This is a genomic window from Flavobacterium stagni (assembly GCF_004122105.1).
Lineage (GTDB): Bacteria > Bacteroidota > Bacteroidia > Flavobacteriales > Flavobacteriaceae > Flavobacterium > Flavobacterium stagni.
In genome coordinates, this window is the sequence record NZ_SBKN01000006.1 from 235,881 (window position 1) to 255,081 (window position 19,201).

16 protein-coding genes, 3 tRNA genes and 1 rRNA gene are annotated in these 19,201 nt (G+C 39.8%); 6 read left to right on the forward strand and 14 right to left on the reverse strand.

Annotation, left to right across the window (positions count from 1 at the left end; translation table 11 throughout):
- Positions 1-55: 55 nt before the first annotated feature.
- On the forward strand, positions 56-1,081 hold the full coding sequence (locus EQG61_RS11065; RefSeq protein ID WP_235829057.1) for an energy transducer TonB: 1,026 nt from the start codon (positions 56-58) through the stop codon (positions 1,079-1,081).
- Between the two features lie 28 nt (positions 1,082-1,109).
- Here EQG61_RS11065 and EQG61_RS11070 read toward each other — a convergent pair whose 3' ends face one another.
- A complete protein-coding gene (locus tag EQG61_RS11070; RefSeq protein ID WP_129462003.1) occupies positions 1,110-2,333 on the reverse strand; it encodes a glycosyltransferase family 4 protein in 1,224 nt (407 codons plus the stop codon).
- 47 nt (positions 2,334-2,380) lie between these two features.
- Between EQG61_RS11070 and miaE the strand changes: the two genes are divergently transcribed.
- Positions 2,381-2,962 (forward strand): tRNA-(ms[2]io[6]A)-hydroxylase, encoded by a 582-nt coding sequence (gene miaE / locus EQG61_RS11075; RefSeq protein WP_129462004.1) that lies wholly within the window; start codon positions 2,381-2,383, stop codon positions 2,960-2,962.
- Positions 2,963-3,021: 59 nt separating this feature from the next.
- Here miaE and EQG61_RS11080 read toward each other — a convergent pair whose 3' ends face one another.
- The 7 genes from EQG61_RS11080 to EQG61_RS11105 all read right to left on the reverse strand — a co-directional run bounded on the left by EQG61_RS11080 (position 3,022) and on the right by EQG61_RS11105 (position 5,677).
- Positions 3,022-3,336 (reverse strand): SdpI family protein, encoded by a 315-nt coding sequence (locus tag EQG61_RS11080; RefSeq protein WP_129462005.1) that lies wholly within the window; start codon positions 3,334-3,336, stop codon positions 3,022-3,024.
- A gap of 10 nt (positions 3,337-3,346) precedes the next feature.
- Complete coding sequence (locus EQG61_RS11085) at positions 3,347-3,784, reverse strand: DUF1801 domain-containing protein (protein ID WP_129462006.1); 438 nt, start codon at positions 3,782-3,784, stop codon at positions 3,347-3,349.
- Positions 3,785-3,793: 9 nt separating this feature from the next.
- The gene (locus tag EQG61_RS13775; protein WP_164974929.1) at positions 3,794-3,958 is read right to left on the reverse strand and encodes a hypothetical protein; all 165 of its coding nucleotides are present in this window, start codon (positions 3,956-3,958) and stop codon (positions 3,794-3,796) included.
- Positions 3,959-4,052: 94 nt separating this feature from the next.
- Positions 4,053-4,126: transfer RNA gene (locus tag EQG61_RS11090), tRNA-Val, on the reverse strand.
- 41 nt (positions 4,127-4,167) lie between these two features.
- Positions 4,168-4,245: transfer RNA gene (locus tag EQG61_RS11095), tRNA-Val, on the reverse strand.
- Positions 4,246-4,311: 66 nt separating this feature from the next.
- Positions 4,312-4,386 (reverse strand) — tRNA-Val (locus EQG61_RS11100).
- 70 nt (positions 4,387-4,456) lie between these two features.
- Positions 4,457-5,677, reverse strand: a complete 1,221-nt coding sequence (locus EQG61_RS11105; RefSeq protein ID WP_129462007.1) for a bifunctional folylpolyglutamate synthase/dihydrofolate synthase — start codon at positions 5,675-5,677, stop codon at positions 4,457-4,459.
- Between the two features lie 125 nt (positions 5,678-5,802).
- Between EQG61_RS11105 and EQG61_RS11110 the strand changes: the two genes are divergently transcribed.
- Positions 5,803-6,513 (forward strand): MotA/TolQ/ExbB proton channel family protein, encoded by a 711-nt coding sequence (locus EQG61_RS11110; RefSeq protein WP_129462008.1) that lies wholly within the window; start codon positions 5,803-5,805, stop codon positions 6,511-6,513.
- A complete protein-coding gene (locus EQG61_RS11115; protein WP_129462009.1) occupies positions 6,497-6,892 on the forward strand; it encodes an ExbD/TolR family protein in 396 nt (131 codons plus the stop codon). The genes EQG61_RS11110 and EQG61_RS11115 overlap by 17 nt, the downstream gene beginning before the upstream one ends.
- 69 nt (positions 6,893-6,961) lie before the next feature.
- On the opposite strand, the gene EQG61_RS11120 is transcribed toward EQG61_RS11115, so the two are convergent.
- From EQG61_RS11120 to porU, 5 genes are all read right to left on the reverse strand, one after another.
- Positions 6,962-8,581, reverse strand: a complete 1,620-nt coding sequence (locus EQG61_RS11120) for a 2-oxo acid dehydrogenase subunit E2 (protein WP_129462010.1) — start codon at positions 8,579-8,581, stop codon at positions 6,962-6,964.
- Between the two features lie 6 nt (positions 8,582-8,587).
- Complete coding sequence (pdhA, locus tag EQG61_RS11125) at positions 8,588-9,586, reverse strand: pyruvate dehydrogenase (acetyl-transferring) E1 component subunit alpha (protein WP_129462011.1); 999 nt, start codon at positions 9,584-9,586, stop codon at positions 8,588-8,590.
- A 180-nt stretch (positions 9,587-9,766) separates the two neighbouring features.
- The gene (gene cdd, locus EQG61_RS11130; protein WP_129462012.1) at positions 9,767-10,249 is read right to left on the reverse strand and encodes a cytidine deaminase; all 483 of its coding nucleotides are present in this window, start codon (positions 10,247-10,249) and stop codon (positions 9,767-9,769) included.
- Positions 10,250-10,320: 71 nt separating this feature from the next.
- Positions 10,321-11,517 carry a type IX secretion system outer membrane channel protein PorV gene (gene porV, locus EQG61_RS11135; protein ID WP_129462013.1) on the reverse strand — a complete coding sequence of 399 codons (1,197 nt, stop codon included), beginning with the start codon at positions 11,515-11,517 and terminating at the stop codon, positions 10,321-10,323.
- Positions 11,518-11,553: 36 nt separating this feature from the next.
- A complete protein-coding gene (gene porU, locus EQG61_RS11140) occupies positions 11,554-15,375 on the reverse strand; it encodes a type IX secretion system sortase PorU (RefSeq protein WP_129462014.1) in 3,822 nt (1,273 codons plus the stop codon).
- A gap of 193 nt (positions 15,376-15,568) precedes the next feature.
- On the opposite strand from porU, the gene gldJ reads away from it, so the two are divergent.
- Both gldJ and EQG61_RS11150 read left to right on the forward strand, forming a co-directional pair.
- The gene (gene gldJ, locus EQG61_RS11145; protein ID WP_129462015.1) at positions 15,569-17,278 is read left to right on the forward strand and encodes a gliding motility lipoprotein GldJ; all 1,710 of its coding nucleotides are present in this window, start codon (positions 15,569-15,571) and stop codon (positions 17,276-17,278) included.
- 60 nt (positions 17,279-17,338) lie between these two features.
- On the forward strand, positions 17,339-18,616 hold the full coding sequence (locus tag EQG61_RS11150; RefSeq protein ID WP_129462016.1) for a UDP-N-acetylmuramoyl-tripeptide--D-alanyl-D-alanine ligase: 1,278 nt from the start codon (positions 17,339-17,341) through the stop codon (positions 18,614-18,616).
- Positions 18,617-19,077: 461 nt separating this feature from the next.
- Here the strand turns inward: EQG61_RS11150 and rrf are convergent.
- Positions 19,078-19,187: ribosomal RNA gene (gene rrf / locus EQG61_RS11155) — 5S ribosomal RNA — on the reverse strand.
- Positions 19,188-19,201: the final 14 nt, after the last annotated feature.

Below are 19,201 nucleotides of genomic sequence, written 5' to 3' on the forward strand. Positions count from 1 at the left end.
GGTTTACTATAATTTTTTGTATTTTTCAGCGTTAAAAAAACAAACCGCAACACACATGAGTAAGATTGGTTTATTTAAAAGTCTTTTCAAGTTTTTACCACTCCCTGTTTTTTTGTTGGTCCTTTTTCCAGCATTATTCATAGTACTCTATAAGTTTCTTCAAAAAACTCAACTCACTGATAAAAACAAATCGCGTATTCTCAGCACGTATTGCACTATCGCTTTTATGTTGTTTTTACGCTCAATTACGTTTTGGCCTCCTTCAGATGCGGAACTGGCAGCCATGATTGCTGGTGGTGGCGGTGGCGGTGGCGTTACGGTTAATTTTGGCGATAGTGATTTTGGATCAGGATCAAATTATCAAAGTGAAGAGCTTAATGTGTCCAATACCGCTAAATCCACTCCAACCGCGGCTCCCGAAGAAAGTATTATATCAGAAGATACGGATGGCGATAAAACAGATGTGGTTGTTCCTAAAAACGAGCCCATCAAAAAACCAACAACTCCGGTTACACAACCTGTAAAAGTTACCAAACCCGTCGAAGTAAAACAGCCCGTGCGCAAAGTGGACGACGCTTTAGCCAATATCTTAAAAGGCAATAAAAAAGGCGGTGACGGCGACGATGCTGCTGGAGGAAACAAAGGAAAAACCAACGGAAGTTTGGGTTCCAATGGCTATTATGGTAGCGGTGGTTCTGGTGGAGGAACGGGCGGCGGTAACGGTTCTGGCAATGGAACAGGCACCGGACCTGGAAGCGGAAGCGGTTCAGGCGGCGGAAATGGAAGCGGCCACGGACCCGGAAACGGACCCGGGTATTTTTTAAATGGTAGAAAAGCCTTAAATAAACCTCAGCCAGCCTACACTTGTAACGAATCCGGTTTGGTGGCTGTACAAATTACGGTTGATAAAAACGGAAATGTCATTGAAGCCAAGCCTGGTGCTAGGGGTACAACTAACCCCGCATCCTGTTTAGCCACACAAGCGAAAATTGCGGCGATGCAAACCAAATGGTCCGCAAGTCCTGATGGCGCTGAACGGCAAGTAGGAACGATTGTCTATAATTTCAAATTGACCGAATAAAAGGAAAGCTCCAAAATGGGAGCTTTTTTTATTTTCCATTTTTGGCCTCTATCCATTTGGCCATGTACTTTGTACTCTGTAAGGAATGATGATTCAACAATTGTCCGATAACATTTCGTTCCCGGTGTGACTTACTATTAATAAGGCTTTCTGAAAAAGTATTCCAAAATTCAACTTGGAATTTTTCTCTAGAAAATTGATGTAAAAGTATTTCAAATCCGTTGTGTTGCGCTTGTTCCCAATCAATTGGGTTATTATAAAAACGAACTGCTTGGTTGGCAAAATCATCCCAATCGTTGGCGATTGCTCCATTCCATAAGTTCTCAAATTGCATTCCTTCCGCTCCGATGGTTGTCGTTATGGAAGGCGTACCTACTTGCATTGCTTCCATCAGTTTCCCTTTGATTCCCGCTCCAAAACGTAAGGGTGCCAAAAGTAGTTTCGCTTCAGAAAGCACTTGTAATGCATCATCGGCCCTACCTTTAATAAAAAATCCTTGCGCTGGATTATGAAGTTGATTCACTTTATCAGTAGCATAAGCGCCATATATCTGTAATTGTGCCTTGGGTAGTTGTTTTCGAATGCGCGGCCAAACTTCTTGCTTGAGTATTTTCACCGCGTCCCAATTGGGTTCGTGAATAAAATTTCCGATAAACACAAAGTCGGCCCGTCTCTCTAACGGAACAATTGCTGGGGATTTTTCACCAAACAATGGCAAATACAATAATTGTGTTGCGGGAAATTGCCATTCTTTTTGAAGCCAATCGTACTCAAACTGAGAAATTACGAGTACCCAATCACAACGATAATAGGAAGCCAATTCCCTCTTGGCCGTATCCGAGAGAAGAAGAGTTCGATCCAAAGGCTGTTCCTTTTTCACGGATTCTTGTCGGGCTAGTCGTAAAAAATGAACATCAATTGTATCTAAAAGTGTCATTGCATTTGGACAACATTCACGCACGCGCCACCCAAATTGTTCTTCGGTAATAAAACGGTCAAAAATCACTACATCCGGACAATAATCAGTTATCCAACGATCAAAAGCGGGATCATTCACTGCTATCGGTTGAAAGGCATAGCCTAAATCGGCCATTGATGCTGAAAACTCCAAATTTTGAGCCGCTGAAGCTACCGTTACGGTATATCCTTGCGCCTGAAACAGGTCCAGCAATTGCAACGAGCGCGTTCCCGCCGCAGAGGATTTCGGTTCGGGCCACACGAGTCCGATAAAAAGTAGCTTTTTCTGTTCCATTACTACAAAGAAAACATTTAATTTTGTGGCATCAAAACGCAATCGTTATGCTTGGATTACAATTGGCTACCGACCCACGTTGGGTAAATATCGTGGAAACAAACATTGAAGAAATCTTAACCGATCACGCTTGGTGCGAACAGAAAGCCGCTTCCAATGCGATTTATATTATTGTCAACAATTCAGAAAAAGTAGATTTGGTTACGGAAATGTTGCGCATTGCACGAGAAGAATTGGAGCATTTTGAAATGGTACACGAAGTCATCAAAAAGCGCGGGTATGTTTTAGGCCGCGAACGCAAAGACGATTATGTGGGTGATTTGGTCAAATTCATGAAAAAAGACGGGAGTAGGAACGATGCTTTGATCGAACGCTTATTATTTGCCGCCATGATTGAAGCTAGAAGTTGCGAGCGTTTTAAAGTGTTATCCACCAACATCAAAGACCCCGAATTGGCACAATTCTATCGGGAACTGATGATAAGTGAAGCGGGACATTATACTACCTTTTTAAATTTTGCCCGACAATATTCCGAAAATGTTGATGTGGAAAAACGCTGGAAAGAATGGATTGCCTATGAAACCTCGATTATTTCAAGATACGGCAATAAAGAAACTGTGCACGGGTAACCTATATTGAAAAAGCTCATAGTTTACTTACGCTTTCGAATTTATTCGCTAACAATAAATCAATCGACACCTTCCTCATTGACGCGACTCAATCGGCGTTCCATTAAAATATAAACCAATACCGTACCTGGCAACAGTAGTGCTAATGCCCAAACAGCATCATATCCTTTAGTTTCTAAAAACCAATTTAGGCCAAACGAGAATCCATACAATGCCATCAAATAGTTGGGCGCTACTGCTTGGGCTATTTTCCAATGGACCTGACTCACTTTTGCACTTCCCAATTGATACCCGTAGAAATAATTGGGTTTTGATGCTGGAATTAATTTTAGTACTAAAGAAAAACCAAATAAAAAGACGAGTAATGTTGACATAAAATTTTTATTAGTGCATTCGACACGAACATTCGTGATGTTCCTTAATGTAAGCAATAGTTTCTTGACAAAGTTGGTACAAAATTGGCAACTGAATATCTTCTAATTTTTTGATATAAATACACGCTTTACTTTTGGTGAATTTCCCCAGTTGCGGCAACAGTTCCTGACTTTTCTCCGTGTTTGAATACAAATATAAAGTTATCGCATTTTTTCGAGGTGAAAAAGAAAGCACGGGTGCATCGCCTTGATGTCCGCTAGCATATTGATAATGATAATTCCCAAACCCGATGATACTTGGCCCCCACATCCGCGGTTCCTCACCGGTCCATTCTTGGAGTATTTTCACCAATTGAAAACTATCTTGACGCTTTTGTTCATTTTCAACAAAAGACAGGATAAATTCAGGAACATCTTTCCCCGTGTATGTTGTTTTATTTTGAGCCATCTCAATTAATTAATGAATTACCCAATAATAGATTACTCCCCAAACCCCGAAGAAAAAGAATCCAGGCAAGACTTCTGTTCGCCATTTTTGACGAAACGATTTTTGAATAAACGCAATGTAAAACAGGTAACCGACAAATAGTATGGCCAATAATAAAGGAATATACAATCGCATCTTGAAAAAAAAATTAGTTATATAAATTTACAAGATTTTTTCCAATAAACGAATTACAACAAAAAACTCCACCTTTTCAGATGGAGTTTTGATGTGGGTCATACGGGAATCGAACCTGTGACTTCTACCCTGTCAAGGTAGCACTCTGAACCGCTGAGTTAATGACCCTTGGGTGAAAACAAAAAACTCCCACATTTCTGAAGGAGTTTTGGTGGGCGATGAGGGGTTCGAACCCCCGACCCCCTCGGTGTAAACGAGGTGCTCTGAACCAGCTGAGCTAATCGCCCGTTAAGGGATGCAATCAATAGCACGTTTTGGATAAAAAAAGCAAGTCTTTTCGACTTGCTTTTTAGTGGGCGATGAGGGGTTCGAACCCCCGACCCCCTCGGTGTAAACGAGGTGCTCTGAACCAGCTGAGCTAATCGCCCGATTAGTGCTTGATTGCGGATGCAAATATAAGACTGTTTTTTGTTTCTGCAAGGAAATTTTTAAAAAAAATCAAAAAAGTTCGGCCACCACAAACGTACTTCCACCCACATAAATCACGTCATCTGGACGTGCCTGTTCTCTTGCCTTTTGATAAGCATTTGAAACGGAATCACATACCATTCCCATCAATCCAAAATCGGAGGCTAACTGACCTAAAACGGAGGCGTCCAAACCTCTTGGAATATTCGGTTTGCAAAAGTAATAAAGGGCATCTTTGGGAAATAAGGGAAGGATTTTCGTCAAATCTTTATCATTGACCACGCCTAATACAATATGTAACCGTAGTTTTGGCTCTTCCATTAATTGTTGTAAAACAATGCGTAATCCATGTTCGTTGTGTGCTGTATCTGCAATAATCTTTGGCTGATCCCCCATTACTTGCCAGCGGCCTAACAAACCTGTATTGGCAACTACATTTTCAAATCCGGCCTGAATTTGACTTTCTGTAATGTCAAAATTGCTCACCGACTTTAATACAGTCAAAGCTTGTTGTACCGTTTTTTTATTGGCTTCTTGATAAGCCCCTTTTAAGGCTGAAGGATAGGTTTGCGTTTGTATGTCGGAGGCTAAATAGATCGCACTCTGCGTTTGCGCTGCTTTTGTTTCAAATACCGTCCGGGTTTCATGCGTATATTCACCAATTATAACAGGGATACTTGCTTTGATAATACCCGCTTTCTCTCCCGCAATAGCTTCAAGGGTATCTCCAAGAAACTGGGTATGATCCAAACCAATGTTGGTAATCACAGACAACAACGGTGTGATAATATTGGTCGAATCCAATCTTCCTCCCATACCCACTTCAATGATGTTGATATCGGTTTGTTCTTTAGCAAAATAATCAAAGGCGAGTCCGACAGTCATTTCAAAAAAACTCAATTCTTGAGCTTCAAGGAAAATTTTGTGTTGAGCCACAAAATCGACCACAAACGATTCCGGAATCATGGTGCCATTAATTTTAATCCGTTCGCGATAATCCTTCAAGTGGGGCGAGGTATACAAACCTACTTTGTAGCCCGCTTCTTGCAAGACGGAAGCTAACAAATGGGAGGTTGATCCTTTGCCATTGGTACCTGCAACATGGATGCAACGCAATTGTTTTTCGGGATTTCCCAAATGATTGGCTAAGGCTAAGGTATTGGTTAGGTCTTTCTTATAGGCAGATGCGCCGACTTGCTGAAACATGGGCAAGCGATTGAACATCCATTCTACGGTTTCGGTGTAGTTCATTTCTTTTTTGATAACTATTTTTAAGACAAAATAATTTACTAAAAATTTAGTTTAGTATTGTAACTGCTTTTATCTTTAAGGCAAAATTGAGAATAATTCCATTACTAAAAAACTAAAGAAACATCATGAATCTATTTTTTCTTCAAGTTCAAAACGATTCTATCGCGCAAGCTACTGGAGCAGTGGTCCAAAACACGGTAGCTATTAAAGAAATTTCCGTTTTGGAATTTGTAACCAAAGGAGGATTTTTTCTAATTCCGATTGCCCTTTTATTATTTTATACCTTATACATTATCATGGAACGCTGGATGTACATCAGCAAGCGCTCCAAAATCGATCCCAATTTAACCCGTGATGTTCGTGAAGCCTTAGGTGAAGGCGAATTAAAACGTGCAGTTGCGTTTACTGAGCGTAGCAATTCGGCTTCAGGATCGGTATTACGTGAAGGAATTTTAACCATTGGTCGCCCTATCGCTGAAATTGAATCGAATATGGAGCGTGCTGCCAATATTGAAGTGGGAGAAATGGAAAAGAAATTGGGCCATTTAGGACTTATTGCAGGTATTGCACCAACGTTAGGATTTATCGGAACCATTTCTGGGGTAATCAAAATCTTTTACAGCATTTCCCAAACGGAAGATATCAGTATCGGAAATATTTCAGGGGGTTTGTATGAAAAGATGATCAGTTCGGGAGCTGGTTTGGTGGTGGGTATCATTGCTTATTCGGCATATCACTTATTCAACGGAAAAATTGACAGCTTTGTATTGAGCATTCAACGTCAAGTATTAGAATTTGTTAACATAATCCAACGTCCAAATGGTTCGTCGAAATAAACGTTTTCACGCAGAAGTCGCCACCTCTTCGTTGAGCGACATTATGTTCTTTTTGTTATTGTTCTTTTTGATTATTTCCACTTTGGCCAATCCGAACGTGATTAAAATGACGTTGCCCAAGTCAAAAAATAACGAGAAGACCAATAAGCAATTGATTAGTTTGTCTGTCACAGAAGATAAAAAATACTTTTTGGACAAACAGGAAGTTGCCTTTGACCAATTGGAATCGGAATTATTATCGAAAGTAACTCCTGGTTCAGAAGAAACGATAGTCGTACGTATTCCCTATAATTTACAAGTGCAAGACTTGGTTGATGTGTTACAAATTGGGGTAAAAAACAAATTGAAATTTGTGATTGCTACAAGTAATACGAAATAAAATCATCTTTATAGCAAATAAAAAATCCTGCCGTTGAGCAGGATTTTTTTATGATTGTTCTTTTGAGAATTAAGCCAACATCGTTACTGGATTCTCTAAGAAGGTACGTAAGGTTTGTAAAAACTCAGCTCCAGTGGCTCCGTCTACTGTACGGTGATCACAAGCAAGTGTCACATTCATCGTATGTCCTACCACAATTTGTCCGTCACGCACTACTGGTTTTTGGATAATGGCGCCAACCGATAAAATTGCTGAATTGGGTTGGTTGATGATTGAAGTAAATTCTGTGATACCGAACATTCCTAAGTTGGATACCGTAAATGTACTTCCTTCCATTTCTGAAGGTTGTAATTTTTTATTACGTGCTTTACCTGCCAAATCTTTCACGGCTGCACCAATTTGAGACAAACTCATTTGGTCGGTAAAACGAACTACAGGAACGACTAATCCATCTTCAACAGCAACGGCTACACCTACATGAACATGATGATTGATGGTAATCGCCTCATCACTCCATTGTGAATTCACTTTCGGATGCTTTTTCAAAGCCATAGCACAAGCTTTGATGACCATATCGTTAAAGGATACTTTAGTATCTGGAACTGTATTGATAACACTACGCGATTTCATTGCCTCGTCCATAGCTACCTCAATCGTCAAATAAAAATGAGGTGCCGTGAATATCGATTCAGACAAACGGCGCGCGATGGTTTTACGCATTTGCGAATTTTTGATTTGCTCTGAAAACTCAGATCCCGCTGGAACAAATGGCTTAACTGCTGGAGCAGCGGCTGATGCTGGAGCAGCAGCTTGAACGGCAGGAGCAGATGGTGCTGCCGTGAAGTTTTCTACATCACTTTTTACAATACGTCCATTCTCCCCAGAACCTTTCACTTGATTCAAATCAATTCCTTTTTCTTTAGCAATTTGACGGGCCAATGGCGAAGCAAACACGCGACCACCTTCATTTACAACGGGTGTTGTAGCAGCCGTTGCTACTGGAGTCGCTGCAGGAGCTGCCTCGGGTGTTGATTGTGCAGGAGCAGCAACAGGTGCGCCACCTGTTTTTAAGGATTCTGCATACGCTGCAACATCCGTACCCGCAGGTCCGATAATTGCTAAAACGCTATCAACAGGAGCCGATTCTCCTTCTTGAATTCCGACATATAATAAAGAACCTGAATGGAAAGATTCAAACTCCATGGTCGCTTTATCGGTCTCAATTTCAGCTAAAATGTCGCCTTCTTTAACAATATCACCTACTTTTTTCAACCAAGTGGCTACCGTACCTGTGGTCATGGTATCACTCAAGCGAGGCATGGTGATGACTTGAATTCCGGCTGGAGCAGCTGTAGGAGTTGCATTTGAGGCAGGTACTTCGGCAGCTACAGGAGCGGCTTCAACTGCAACAGCTGGAGCACTTCCGTTTAGCAGTCCGCTAATATCTTCACCAGCTTGACCAATAATGGCTAGAAGTGAATCAACAGGCGCCGATTGTCCTTCTTGAATTCCGATATGCAAAAGCACTCCGGCGTTGAAAGATTCAAACTCCATGGTTGCTTTGTCTGTTTCAATTTCAGCAAGGATATCTCCTTCTTTAATGGTATCACCCACCTTTTTCAACCAAGTGGCCACTGTCCCTTCGGTCATGGTATCACTCAAGCGGGGCATCGTAATTACTGTTGCCATAATTGCTTATAATTTATGGGGTAAAAATGGATAATTCGGTTCTTCGTAAACCACGTCGTATAATTGGTTTACTTCTGGGAATGGCGATTCTTCTGCAAATCGTTCACATTCGTCTACCAAGTTTTTCACACGTTCGTCAATTGCTTCGATTTCTGCATCGGTAGCATAACCGTTCGCTTTGATTACGTCTAAAACTTGAATAATAGGGTCGATTTTTTTGTATTCTTCCACTTCATCTTTCGAACGATACAATTGTGCATCAGACATGGAGTGACCGCGATAACGATACGTTTTCATTTCCAAAAATGTAGGTCCGTCACCACGACGCGCACGTTCAATGGCTTCGTGCATGGCTTCCGCCACTTTCACAGGATTCATACCGTCAACAGGACCACAAGGCATTTCATAGCCTAAACCTAATTTCCAAACATCAGTGTGGTTTGCCGTACGCTCTACTGAAGTACCCATGGCATACCCATTGTTTTCACAAATAAAAACTACGGGTAATTTCCAATTCATCGCCATGTTGAATGCTTCGTGAAGCGAACCTTGGCGCGCAGCACCGTCGCCAAAATAGGTTAAGGTAACACCACCTGTATTGAAATATTGATCGGCAAATGCCATACCTGCACCCACAGGAATTTGTGCTCCTACAATACCATGTCCTCCATAAAAACCATGTTCTTTAGAGAAAATGTGCATAGAACCACCCATACCTTTGGAAGTACCGGTTACTTTTCCGTACAATTCGGCCATAACTTTTCGCGGATCCACACCCATACCAATCGGCTGAACGTGATTGCGATAAGCGGTAATCATTTTATCTTTGGACAAATCCATTGCGTGCAATGCACCGGCTAAAACCGCTTCCTGTCCGTTATATAAGTGAAGGAAACCTCTAACTTTTTGTTGAATATATACAGCGGCTAGACGGTCCTCGAACTTTCTCCAGAACTGCATATCTTCATACCACTTAAGGTAAACTTCTTTGGTAATTTCTTTCATTGTGACTGAATTACTGCGTTTTACAAATTTTTGATGACCTTCCTTTACGAAAATGAAAATTTCGCCGGTTAATCGGAATGCAAAAATAGAATAATGATTGTAGAAGTAAAAATTTAATGCCTTAAAAATACAGAATTTACAAACTGTTTACAGCAGAAATATCAACTACATCGTTATAGCTTAGAGTGATGTCTTATCGAATGTCAAAGGCAATAAATTGGCAATGGATTGTGATCGATAGACTTCACCTTTTTCTCCCATAAAATAAATTTCGATCGGCTCCTCCTGACGAAACTCGTATTCTGCAATGGATTGGCGACATGCTCCACAGGGTGGAATTGGTGACAATGTCGGATTGGTATCCGAGGCTGCACTAATGGCCAATTGCAGAATTTTTGCTTCCGGATACAAAGCGCCTGCTTGAAAAATCGCCACCCGTTCTGCACATAATCCAGAAGGATACGCCGCATTTTCTTGATTCGAACCGACAACTACCGCTCCATTATCCAAGAGCAAAGCAGCACCCACACGAAAACAAGAATACGGTGCATACGCATTTTTCCTTGTTTCAATGGCCTTTTCCATTAATGAAACCACATCTGCAGGCAATTGTGCTACCGATTCAAAAACTTCAAATTTTGTTTCAATTTTAATTTCTTTCATTGTGTATAGAGGAAAAAAAATCCAAATTTCTAAAATCGAAATTTGGATATTTATTATTGGTTTTTTTATTTCTAAAAATCATCGTATTTATCACCGAAGTTAAAAGTAAGTGAGAATCGAAGCGTGTTCTCTAACGGGTTTTTCACGCGACTTGCCGAAAACAAGTAGGATACGTCCACTTTTACAATATTGTATTTAAAGCCTGCCCCAAGTGCAAAGAACTTACGTCCACCTTTGTCTTTACTTTCATTAAAGTACCCTAAACGCATTGCGAAAGAATCCTGATAATTGTACTCCGCTCCTACCGAATAATTTACTTCGCGAAGTTCTTCTGAGAATCCTCCTGGTGCATCTCCAAAAGACTTAAAGATACCCGAAACCCAGTTAATTCTTTTGTATTCTTCGGTAGCCAATTGCATATCAGTTGCATCAATGGTTCCGTCACCATTCATGTCTTTTCCGTTATACGTTCCGTCGTTATAGCCCACTTGTGGAGTGGGTACTAACAATTTAGACACCTCTGCATTTAAAGCCACTTTATTGTATTCGTCTAAGATAAAATCAAAACCTCCACCCAAACGCATATTGGCTGGAATGAAATTCGAATTTAAATCACTTTGATCGTTATCATAACTAATTTTTGGGCCTAAATTCTGGAAATTGAATCCTAAACGGTAACGTCCGTTGAAATCTTCTAAGGCAAACTCTTCCGATTGAAAATAACCCGCCACGTCAAAAGCAAAGGTATTCGCTGCTTTCGCATCGGTATTTACATCGGCAAGTTTTAGATTGGAACGAATGTAACGCCCAGCGACAGCCATACTAAAATGATCACTCAAACGCAAGGAGTACGAACCGTCCAATGCCAATTCGTTGGGTTTTACCACATTAGCCGGATCATCAAAACTTTGGCGCAACTCAATTTCTCCCAAGCTGAAAAAACGCAAACTTCCGGCAAAAGCACTTCGTTCATTAAAGCGATTGTAATAGGTAACCTGACCTAGCGAAATATCATTTACTAATTGCGTTAAATAGGGAGTATAATTTAGCGAGAAACCTTGCTTTTCTGAAGCGAAAGCAAATTTTGCGGGATTCCATTGTTGCGAATAGGCATCTGCCGTAGTAGCCACACCTTGGTCACCCATACTGGCTGCACGCGCATCGGCTGCAATCATTAAAAACGGAACTCCGGTGGTAATCACCCTTTGTTGTGCGGTAATCGTAGCGCTTACACCGAGTAAACTAAGCACCCAAAAGATCTTCTTCATTTTTGCAATTTAAAAAGTTAACAAATATAGTATTTTTTATAGTATAACCAATTTTTCAATTTTTTCTGCGGTATTTCCATTTACCGTTGAGCGCACCTTCAGTTTATAAACATACACTCCTTTCCCAATTTTACTCCCAAAATCATCCAATCCGTCCCATTTAATTTCTCGAGAAAGAAACCCATCAGTCGTTACGGTTTGATTAATGGTTTTGACAATTTTTCCCGTTACCGTAAAAATCTGGACTTGTACTTCCAACGGTTCTAGTGGACGGTTGTGATTGAACCAAAACTCGGTATAATTCACAAAAGGATTGGGATAATTCAACACATTGGTTAAGGTAATTCCATTTCCATCAGCCACTACAAAATGTATTTCAGCGGTAACTGGATTATTATACACGTCCCAGGCTTTGAAAGTAATCGTATGAAAGCCTTTCGCTAAATCACGGAATGGGAAACGAATTTTTCCTTTGGTATAATCATTTAATTGTGTTTCATAATAATCATTCAACACATACGGATTGGTTTCATCCCCATCCAAAATAGCCACAATATCATGCCCAATTCCGCTCGCTGTATTAATTCCGTGTTCATCTTCTAAAAAAGCCAAGAAAAAAGGTGACGCATTGGTAATACCGCCATCCACAAAACTTTCATCGTTCATATACAAACGCACACGAGGCCCCACATTATCCACTTCTGCTGCCGTATTTACTCCGCCGACACGAATATCAAAGCTATAGCCGGTATGATCTTGATTGACATTATTTTCTTTCGAATAGAAACTCACCCTTCCATTACCGATAGGAATTCGAATATCCCGAGGAACCACAAAATTCACATCAAATTGTCCATTGACTACCGACACATTGCCTCTAAAAATAGTTTCTCCTAAATTCGAGAAAGTAAGTGAAGTACTGAATCCGTCGTTATTTAACACATCTTTGGTGTAGGGTTTATCAAACACATTGATTGCCAACTCTCCATTGTAATTCGACTGAAGCACTCCACTCTCGTTCTGCACTTCGCCACTCAATTTCACGACACCCAATGCTTTTAAATCATCGGTGGGCTGGGAAATGGGTACATCATTTATTTTGGTCAACACTACTTTTGGTTTTGCAATGGCCAATTTTAAAGCGGGATCCCCAAGATAAAAAACGACTCGGGTTGCCGAATTATTATTGGACATGGCTTTAGCCTGACGCATGGATTCGGCGATGGACCAATACGAATTAGAACCGTAGGCAAATAATTTTGATGACAAATTATCATTAAAATTTTCTGCTTGAAATTGACCAATAGAACGAATGGTTGTAATTAATGAAATTGCGCCTCCTTTAGGATTCCAATAGGTATATTCTCCTGCTGTAGGACGTTGTGGGTTATCGAATCGGGAAAATTCACAAGTAATTGTGATAAACAGTGGGTATCGATAACGATTCAAATAATCATAACCGTCAAATTTGTCCCAAAGCCGCTCTGCGGTGAGTCCGTCTTCCCCTCCATGCCCTAAATAATTAAAGACTAGGGCGCCTTTTTCAAAAGCATTATTTAAATCCAATTTCGCCTGTGGATAACGATCCCCTCCAGCTGTTGTTTGCTGAACATACGAATCCATGAAGATTTTCTTATAATTGATAAAGGCCTTTTGGGTGTAAATTTCATCCGTAAGCTGATTTTGTCTGACTTGCAAACTGGCATCAGGGTCTTTATCGGCATCATCGGAAATGGACACATAATTATTACGCCAACTTCCAAATGATTTTTCATCATGGTATTCAATGACTTTATTCACCATTTCGGCGGCTTGCTGCGGGGTGGAAACCAACATTCGCCCGACAGCAATATCGGCGGCAAATCCATAAATAGGATCTCCTTCTGTATCATCCATTAAGGCAAAAAAGTCATCCGAAGCAAAGGAAGTTTCTCCGGAATAATAACTATTTACCGCGTGATAAATAGGAACGATATTGGTGTTATTCGAAATTCTGTTTTTGAAATCGTAGGAAGCATCGCCGAATAAATTCAAATATTTCACTCGATTTGTGGGTGAAGAGGCATTGAAATAAATGTATCGCATCATATTACGAATAGCCCCGATATCTTGTTTACCGCCACTAAACTCTTGATATATCATCGGCAAAGTCACTACACGAACTGTATAATTACTGTAGGAACGATGAAATTCTGCCAATTGATCCGCCTGGGTTTTTAAAAATTCAGGAGTAACAATTACATAATCGACATCTTCAAAATCACCATTGGCATCTTTTAACAAAGTTCCTTTTAAATCTTGATTGGCAACCGAAGTATCCGATTCTTTAAGTGGAGTAAACACATCGGCATCAACAACGGTGATAAAGCGTCGTTCTGTACCTAAATTAACTTTAAAATTAAGCGAAGCAGCAGTATTCACAATACCTGAAACATTGTAAATATCGGTTATATCCCATACCTGCTGAATTCCAGCTGCATTTGTAATTTGATACTCTCCTATTCCATTGGTAAATGCCGCATTAGCATCATAAAAACGGTATTGCTTTCCAATGCCTGTTAAATTCGACTTCGTCTTTATTATAATATAATCAAGAAACGCTTTGGCTGTTGGTACACCTTGGTTATCGTATTCCAATTTTACCGTATAATTCTGTGAGGTTGGAATATTTGAATTCAAATAACTGTGCGACGCTTCGGTACCCGCATTGGGGATAACTGCTGAAAGAATTACAGTTCCCGTTGTTTGACCATTTACTGAGACTTTAAAATTGGAGTCGGCAAAAGAATTGGCCCCTACATGCACTGTAATTCGGGAAGTAGCAGTATTTACCACATTCGGAAAAGCAAAAGTAAATTCCTGACTTGTAGTTGTAGCAAAACTTTCTCCAAACCATAGCCGCCCTAATTTACCTATGTTTGTTAAGTCAACTTCATGAAACTGATAATCATCAAAAGTTGTAAATGTTTGTGTAGGAGCACCTGAAGGTTGTGCCATCGATTGAATACGCTTTCCAGCATCAGTGGCGACCGTCACATAATAATAGGATTTATCTGCATAGAGATTAAGGTGGGTTTCATTTTCATCACTCCAATTATCCATACCTTCACAATACATTAAAATATAATCCGAATCATTAAAAACACCATCGTCTTCTCCAACTATTTGAATTGCATTTTCCTCTAAATCGAAAGGGTAGTTTTCTTGATTTGACAAGGGAACCATACGACCGCCATTACCAAAAACTTTTAATTTGCGGGGATCGATTCCGTTGGTTGTAATGCCAATACTATTTAAAAAACTCTTGGAAAGTTTATAAACACCCGATTTTTCAACATAAAAACTTTTAAAGGTACCGGTTGCCAAAACGGATTGCGAAACTGTTGGAACAGTATTTACTATATTGGGATTACTTTTAGCAGATGTTACAACTTGATAAGTAAATCCGGTTAATTTTTGAAAACCACCTGCCACTTTTATAATTGGAGCAATAGAAACTTCAGCAATAGGTTGCTCACGATTTTTGTAAGCATACACCTTCAAATCATGGTTGTCCAAAATTTTTGAAACATCCAATTGACCCAATTCTTGCGCGGTTATTGCGGAATAGGTCAGCCCCTGTAATTGCACATCACTTTGTTGTATATTGGCTACATCAAAAATTTTGAAGGAAAAACGAACCGAACGAGATGGGACATCATATCGAAATCCTTCATTTATAATACTCGGAATAACAAATTCTGTCAACCCTTGTGAATAGGTGCGTTTCGAACTCCAATCCAAAGCCATTGTTTTATGAATTTGAGCCGAAATACTCAAGGAAAATAATAAAATGAAAAGTATAGCAATTTTCTTCATCAGCCTTAAAACGCTTCTATTGACAATATATTTTGTGTGTGTAAAATTAATTTTTTTAAATGGTATACAATAAGGATATTAACCTTTCGTTTACATAGTGAGGAACAAAAAATTGATATTATTAAAAAAGTTGTTGCAATGTCAAGGTTAATTCTTATATTGCGCCACTAAAATTAATTACCTACTAACGAGTATGAAAGTAAACAAATTTATGGCAATGCGATGGTTTTTTGCGGTAATTTTGCTGGCCGGACTCTCTAGTTGTAGCAAAAAATCGAGCTCTAATACAGGTTCGAAAGCTACCGGCTGGAAGATTAACGACAAAAAAGGAGGATTTCAATATGCCTCTAAATTCAAAAAACAAGAAACCGGTCCTGGATTGGTTTTAGTTGAAGGAGGTACCTTTACCATGGGTAAAGTCGCTGATGATCCTATGCACGACTGGAACAACACCCCAAATCAACAGCACGTGCAATCGTTCTACATGGATGAAACCGAAGTAACGAATTTGATGTACATGGAGTACTTAGATTGGTTAAAGCGTGTTTTCCCTCCAGAAGAAGAAAATTACAAAAACATTTACGAAGGTGCAATTCCAGATACTTTAGTTTGGAGAGATCGTTTGGGTTATAACGAAACGATGACTAACAACTATTTGCGTCACCCGGCTTATGCTGAATACCCTGTAGTGGGTGTTAACTGGATTCAAGCTACTGAATTTGCAAAATGGAGAACCAATCGTGTGAACGAGGCCGTTTTGGAAAGAGAAGGATATTTGAAAAAAGATGCTAAAGTAACTGAAGCAAAAGCGGATGCTACCTTCGATACTGAAACCTACCTTGCTGCACCAACCAAAACTTTTGGTGGTAACGAAGAAGTGGTTTTAAAAGGACGTAGAGGTTCTAAAGCGAAAGCAACTACAACCAATTCAAAAGGTGAAACTCAAGAAGCTAAAAATGTGTATGCACAACGTACTTCTGGTTTAATTTTACCCGAATACCGTTTGCCTACGGAAGCAGAATGGGAATATGCTGCAGCTGCTGATATCGGACAACGTGAATACAACATTTACAAAGGTCAAAAGAAATATCCTTGGTCTGGTGGTTACACTCGTTCTAACAAACGTCAGATTCGTGGTGACCAATTGGCTAACTTCAAACAAGGAAAAGGAGATTACGGTGGATTAGCAGGTTGGTCTGATGACGGTGCTGATATTACCAATAAAGTTAAATCGTATCCTCCAAATGACTTTGGTCTTTATGACATGGCAGGTAACGTAGCCGAATGGGTTGCTGACGTTTACCGTCCTATCGTAGATGATGAAGCGAATGACTTTAACTACTACCGTGGTAACGTGTATACCAAAAATAAAATTGGTGAAGACGGCAAAGTAGAATTAGTTACTGCTGAAACTCAGAAATTCGATACACTTCCAAATGGAAAAGTAATTTCTAGAAACTTTATCGGCCAAATTGCTCAAGTACCTGTTGACGAAAAAGAAACTTATTTACGTCAAAACTTTGACAAGAGCGATCACAAAAACTACCGTGATGGTGATAAACAATCTACACGTTATTTTGATTTTGGATCTGAAGGAGGTGCTGAAGCCAAATTAAAAGATGATCAAAGAATGTACGATTCTCCAAAACACAACGTAAGCGTTGACTCTATTGGAAACATGATTCGTAAATTCGACCGTTCTAACAAACGTACTACATTAATAAATGATGATGTACGTGTTTACAAAGGCGGTTCTTGGAGAGATAGAGCATATTGGTTAGATCCAGCTCAAAGACGCTATTTCCCTCAAGATATGGCAACTGATTACATCGGTTTCCGTTGTGCGATGTCTAGAGTAGGTCCGAAATCAGATCACAAAAAGACTGCACGTAATAAAAGATAATTTATTATTTCAATACAGAAAAGCCCTAATTTTTTAGGGCTTTTTTTATATCTTGTCACTATGAATATGGACACCATTTACCAAGCTTTTTTAAGCTGTAAGACGATTTGTACAGACACACGAAATATTAGTGAAAACTGTTTATTTGTAGCTTTAAAAGGCGAACGATTTGACGCCAACACTTTTGCCAAAGAAGCGCTTGAAAAAGGGGCTAAATATGTTATAATAGACAATCCCGAGTACCAAATTGACAATCGTACTATACTTGTTGAAAACAGTCTTGATACGCTACAAAAACTTGCGCAACACCACCGTCGTCAATTGGGTTTACCTATCATTGCCCTAACGGGGAGTAATGGCAAAACAACAACTAAAGAATTAATAAACGCTGTTCTATCTAAGAAGTTTAAAACAGTCGCTACAATTGGCAATTTAAATAACCATATTGGTGTACCTCTAACGCTTTTAAGTTTTACTAAAGAAACTGAAATGGGAATAGTAGAAATGGGCGCCAACCATCAAAAAGAAATTGAATTTCTTTGCTCAATTGCTGAACCCGATTTTGGATATATTACTAATTTCGGTAAAGCTCACTTGGAAGGATTTGGAGGTGTAGAAGGTGTAATCAAAGGCAAAAGCGAAATGTTTAGCTATTTATTCGCCAACAGCAAAATGGCTTTTATCAATAACGATGACCCCATCCAAGCACAAAAGTCTGCCGGTTTTCATTACTACAGTTTTAGTTTGCAAAACAATGAGGCTTCTGTTCAATTTACAAAGATCAAAGCAAATCCCTTTGTATCACTATCCTTTCAAGAGGTAAAAATACAATCACACTTAATTGGTTTATATAATGCTACAAATATATGCGCAGCCATAACCATTGGTCATTATTTCGAAATTTCGTCAAAAGATTTGAAAGACGCTATTGAAGGCTACATCCCAACCAATAACCGCTCCCAAATTGTTGAAAAAAACGGTCATGAAATCCTATTAGATGCTTATAATGCCAATCCCAGTAGTATGAAATTGGCCTTAGAAAATTTCATGCAACTCGATAAATCACCGAAAATGGCAATTTTAGGCGATATGTTTGAATTGGGTGCTACCAGTATTGACGAACATAAGAGTATCGTTGAATTAGTTCCTGAAATCGAAAATTTAACCTGTTATTTTATAGGTAAATGGTTTAATACAGTTGCGAAAGCCCAAAAAAACCTTCACTTTTATCCCGATTTCGAATCTTTTCAATCTAATTTTACTGTGACAAATCCAAGCCTACTTCTAATTAAAGGCAGCCGTGGTATGGCATTAGAACGAACGTTAGAATTACTCTAGAATTTAGAATCTAACATTCATCATTTAAAATTCATAATTTTTTAGCGTGTCCCTCCGGGTCGGGCTATCCGTTGCAAGTCAGCGCTCCGTTGCACTGCGCTGTGGGCTTTCCACTACTACCTGCCTGCCGGTAGGCTGGTCCCTCACACGGGTGAGTGCGTTTAACGATATATTATTTAAATCTGCTATTGAGCTGGTGCTACGAGTCATTTATAACCTGCCTGCCGGTAGGAAGGTTTATCATTCACAATTTATAATAAACAAAAAAGAAGGCGGCGACCCGAGGCTTTAGCCGAACTGGCGAAGCAATCGACCGTAGGGACACGCCGCACGGATAAAAAAAATGAGGCCCTTCAAATTGAAGGGCCTCACTAAAAGAAGGCGGCGGTTCGACCGTAGGGACACGCCGCACCTATTAAAACAAAAAAGACCTTTACATTGCTGTAAAGGTCTTTCAAAAAAGAAGGCGGCGACATACTCTCCCACAGTTATGCAGTACCATCTGCGCAGTCGGGCTTAACTTCTCTGTTCGGAATGGGAAGAGGTGAGCCCCGACGCAATAACCACCTTAAGTTGTGGCTTTGA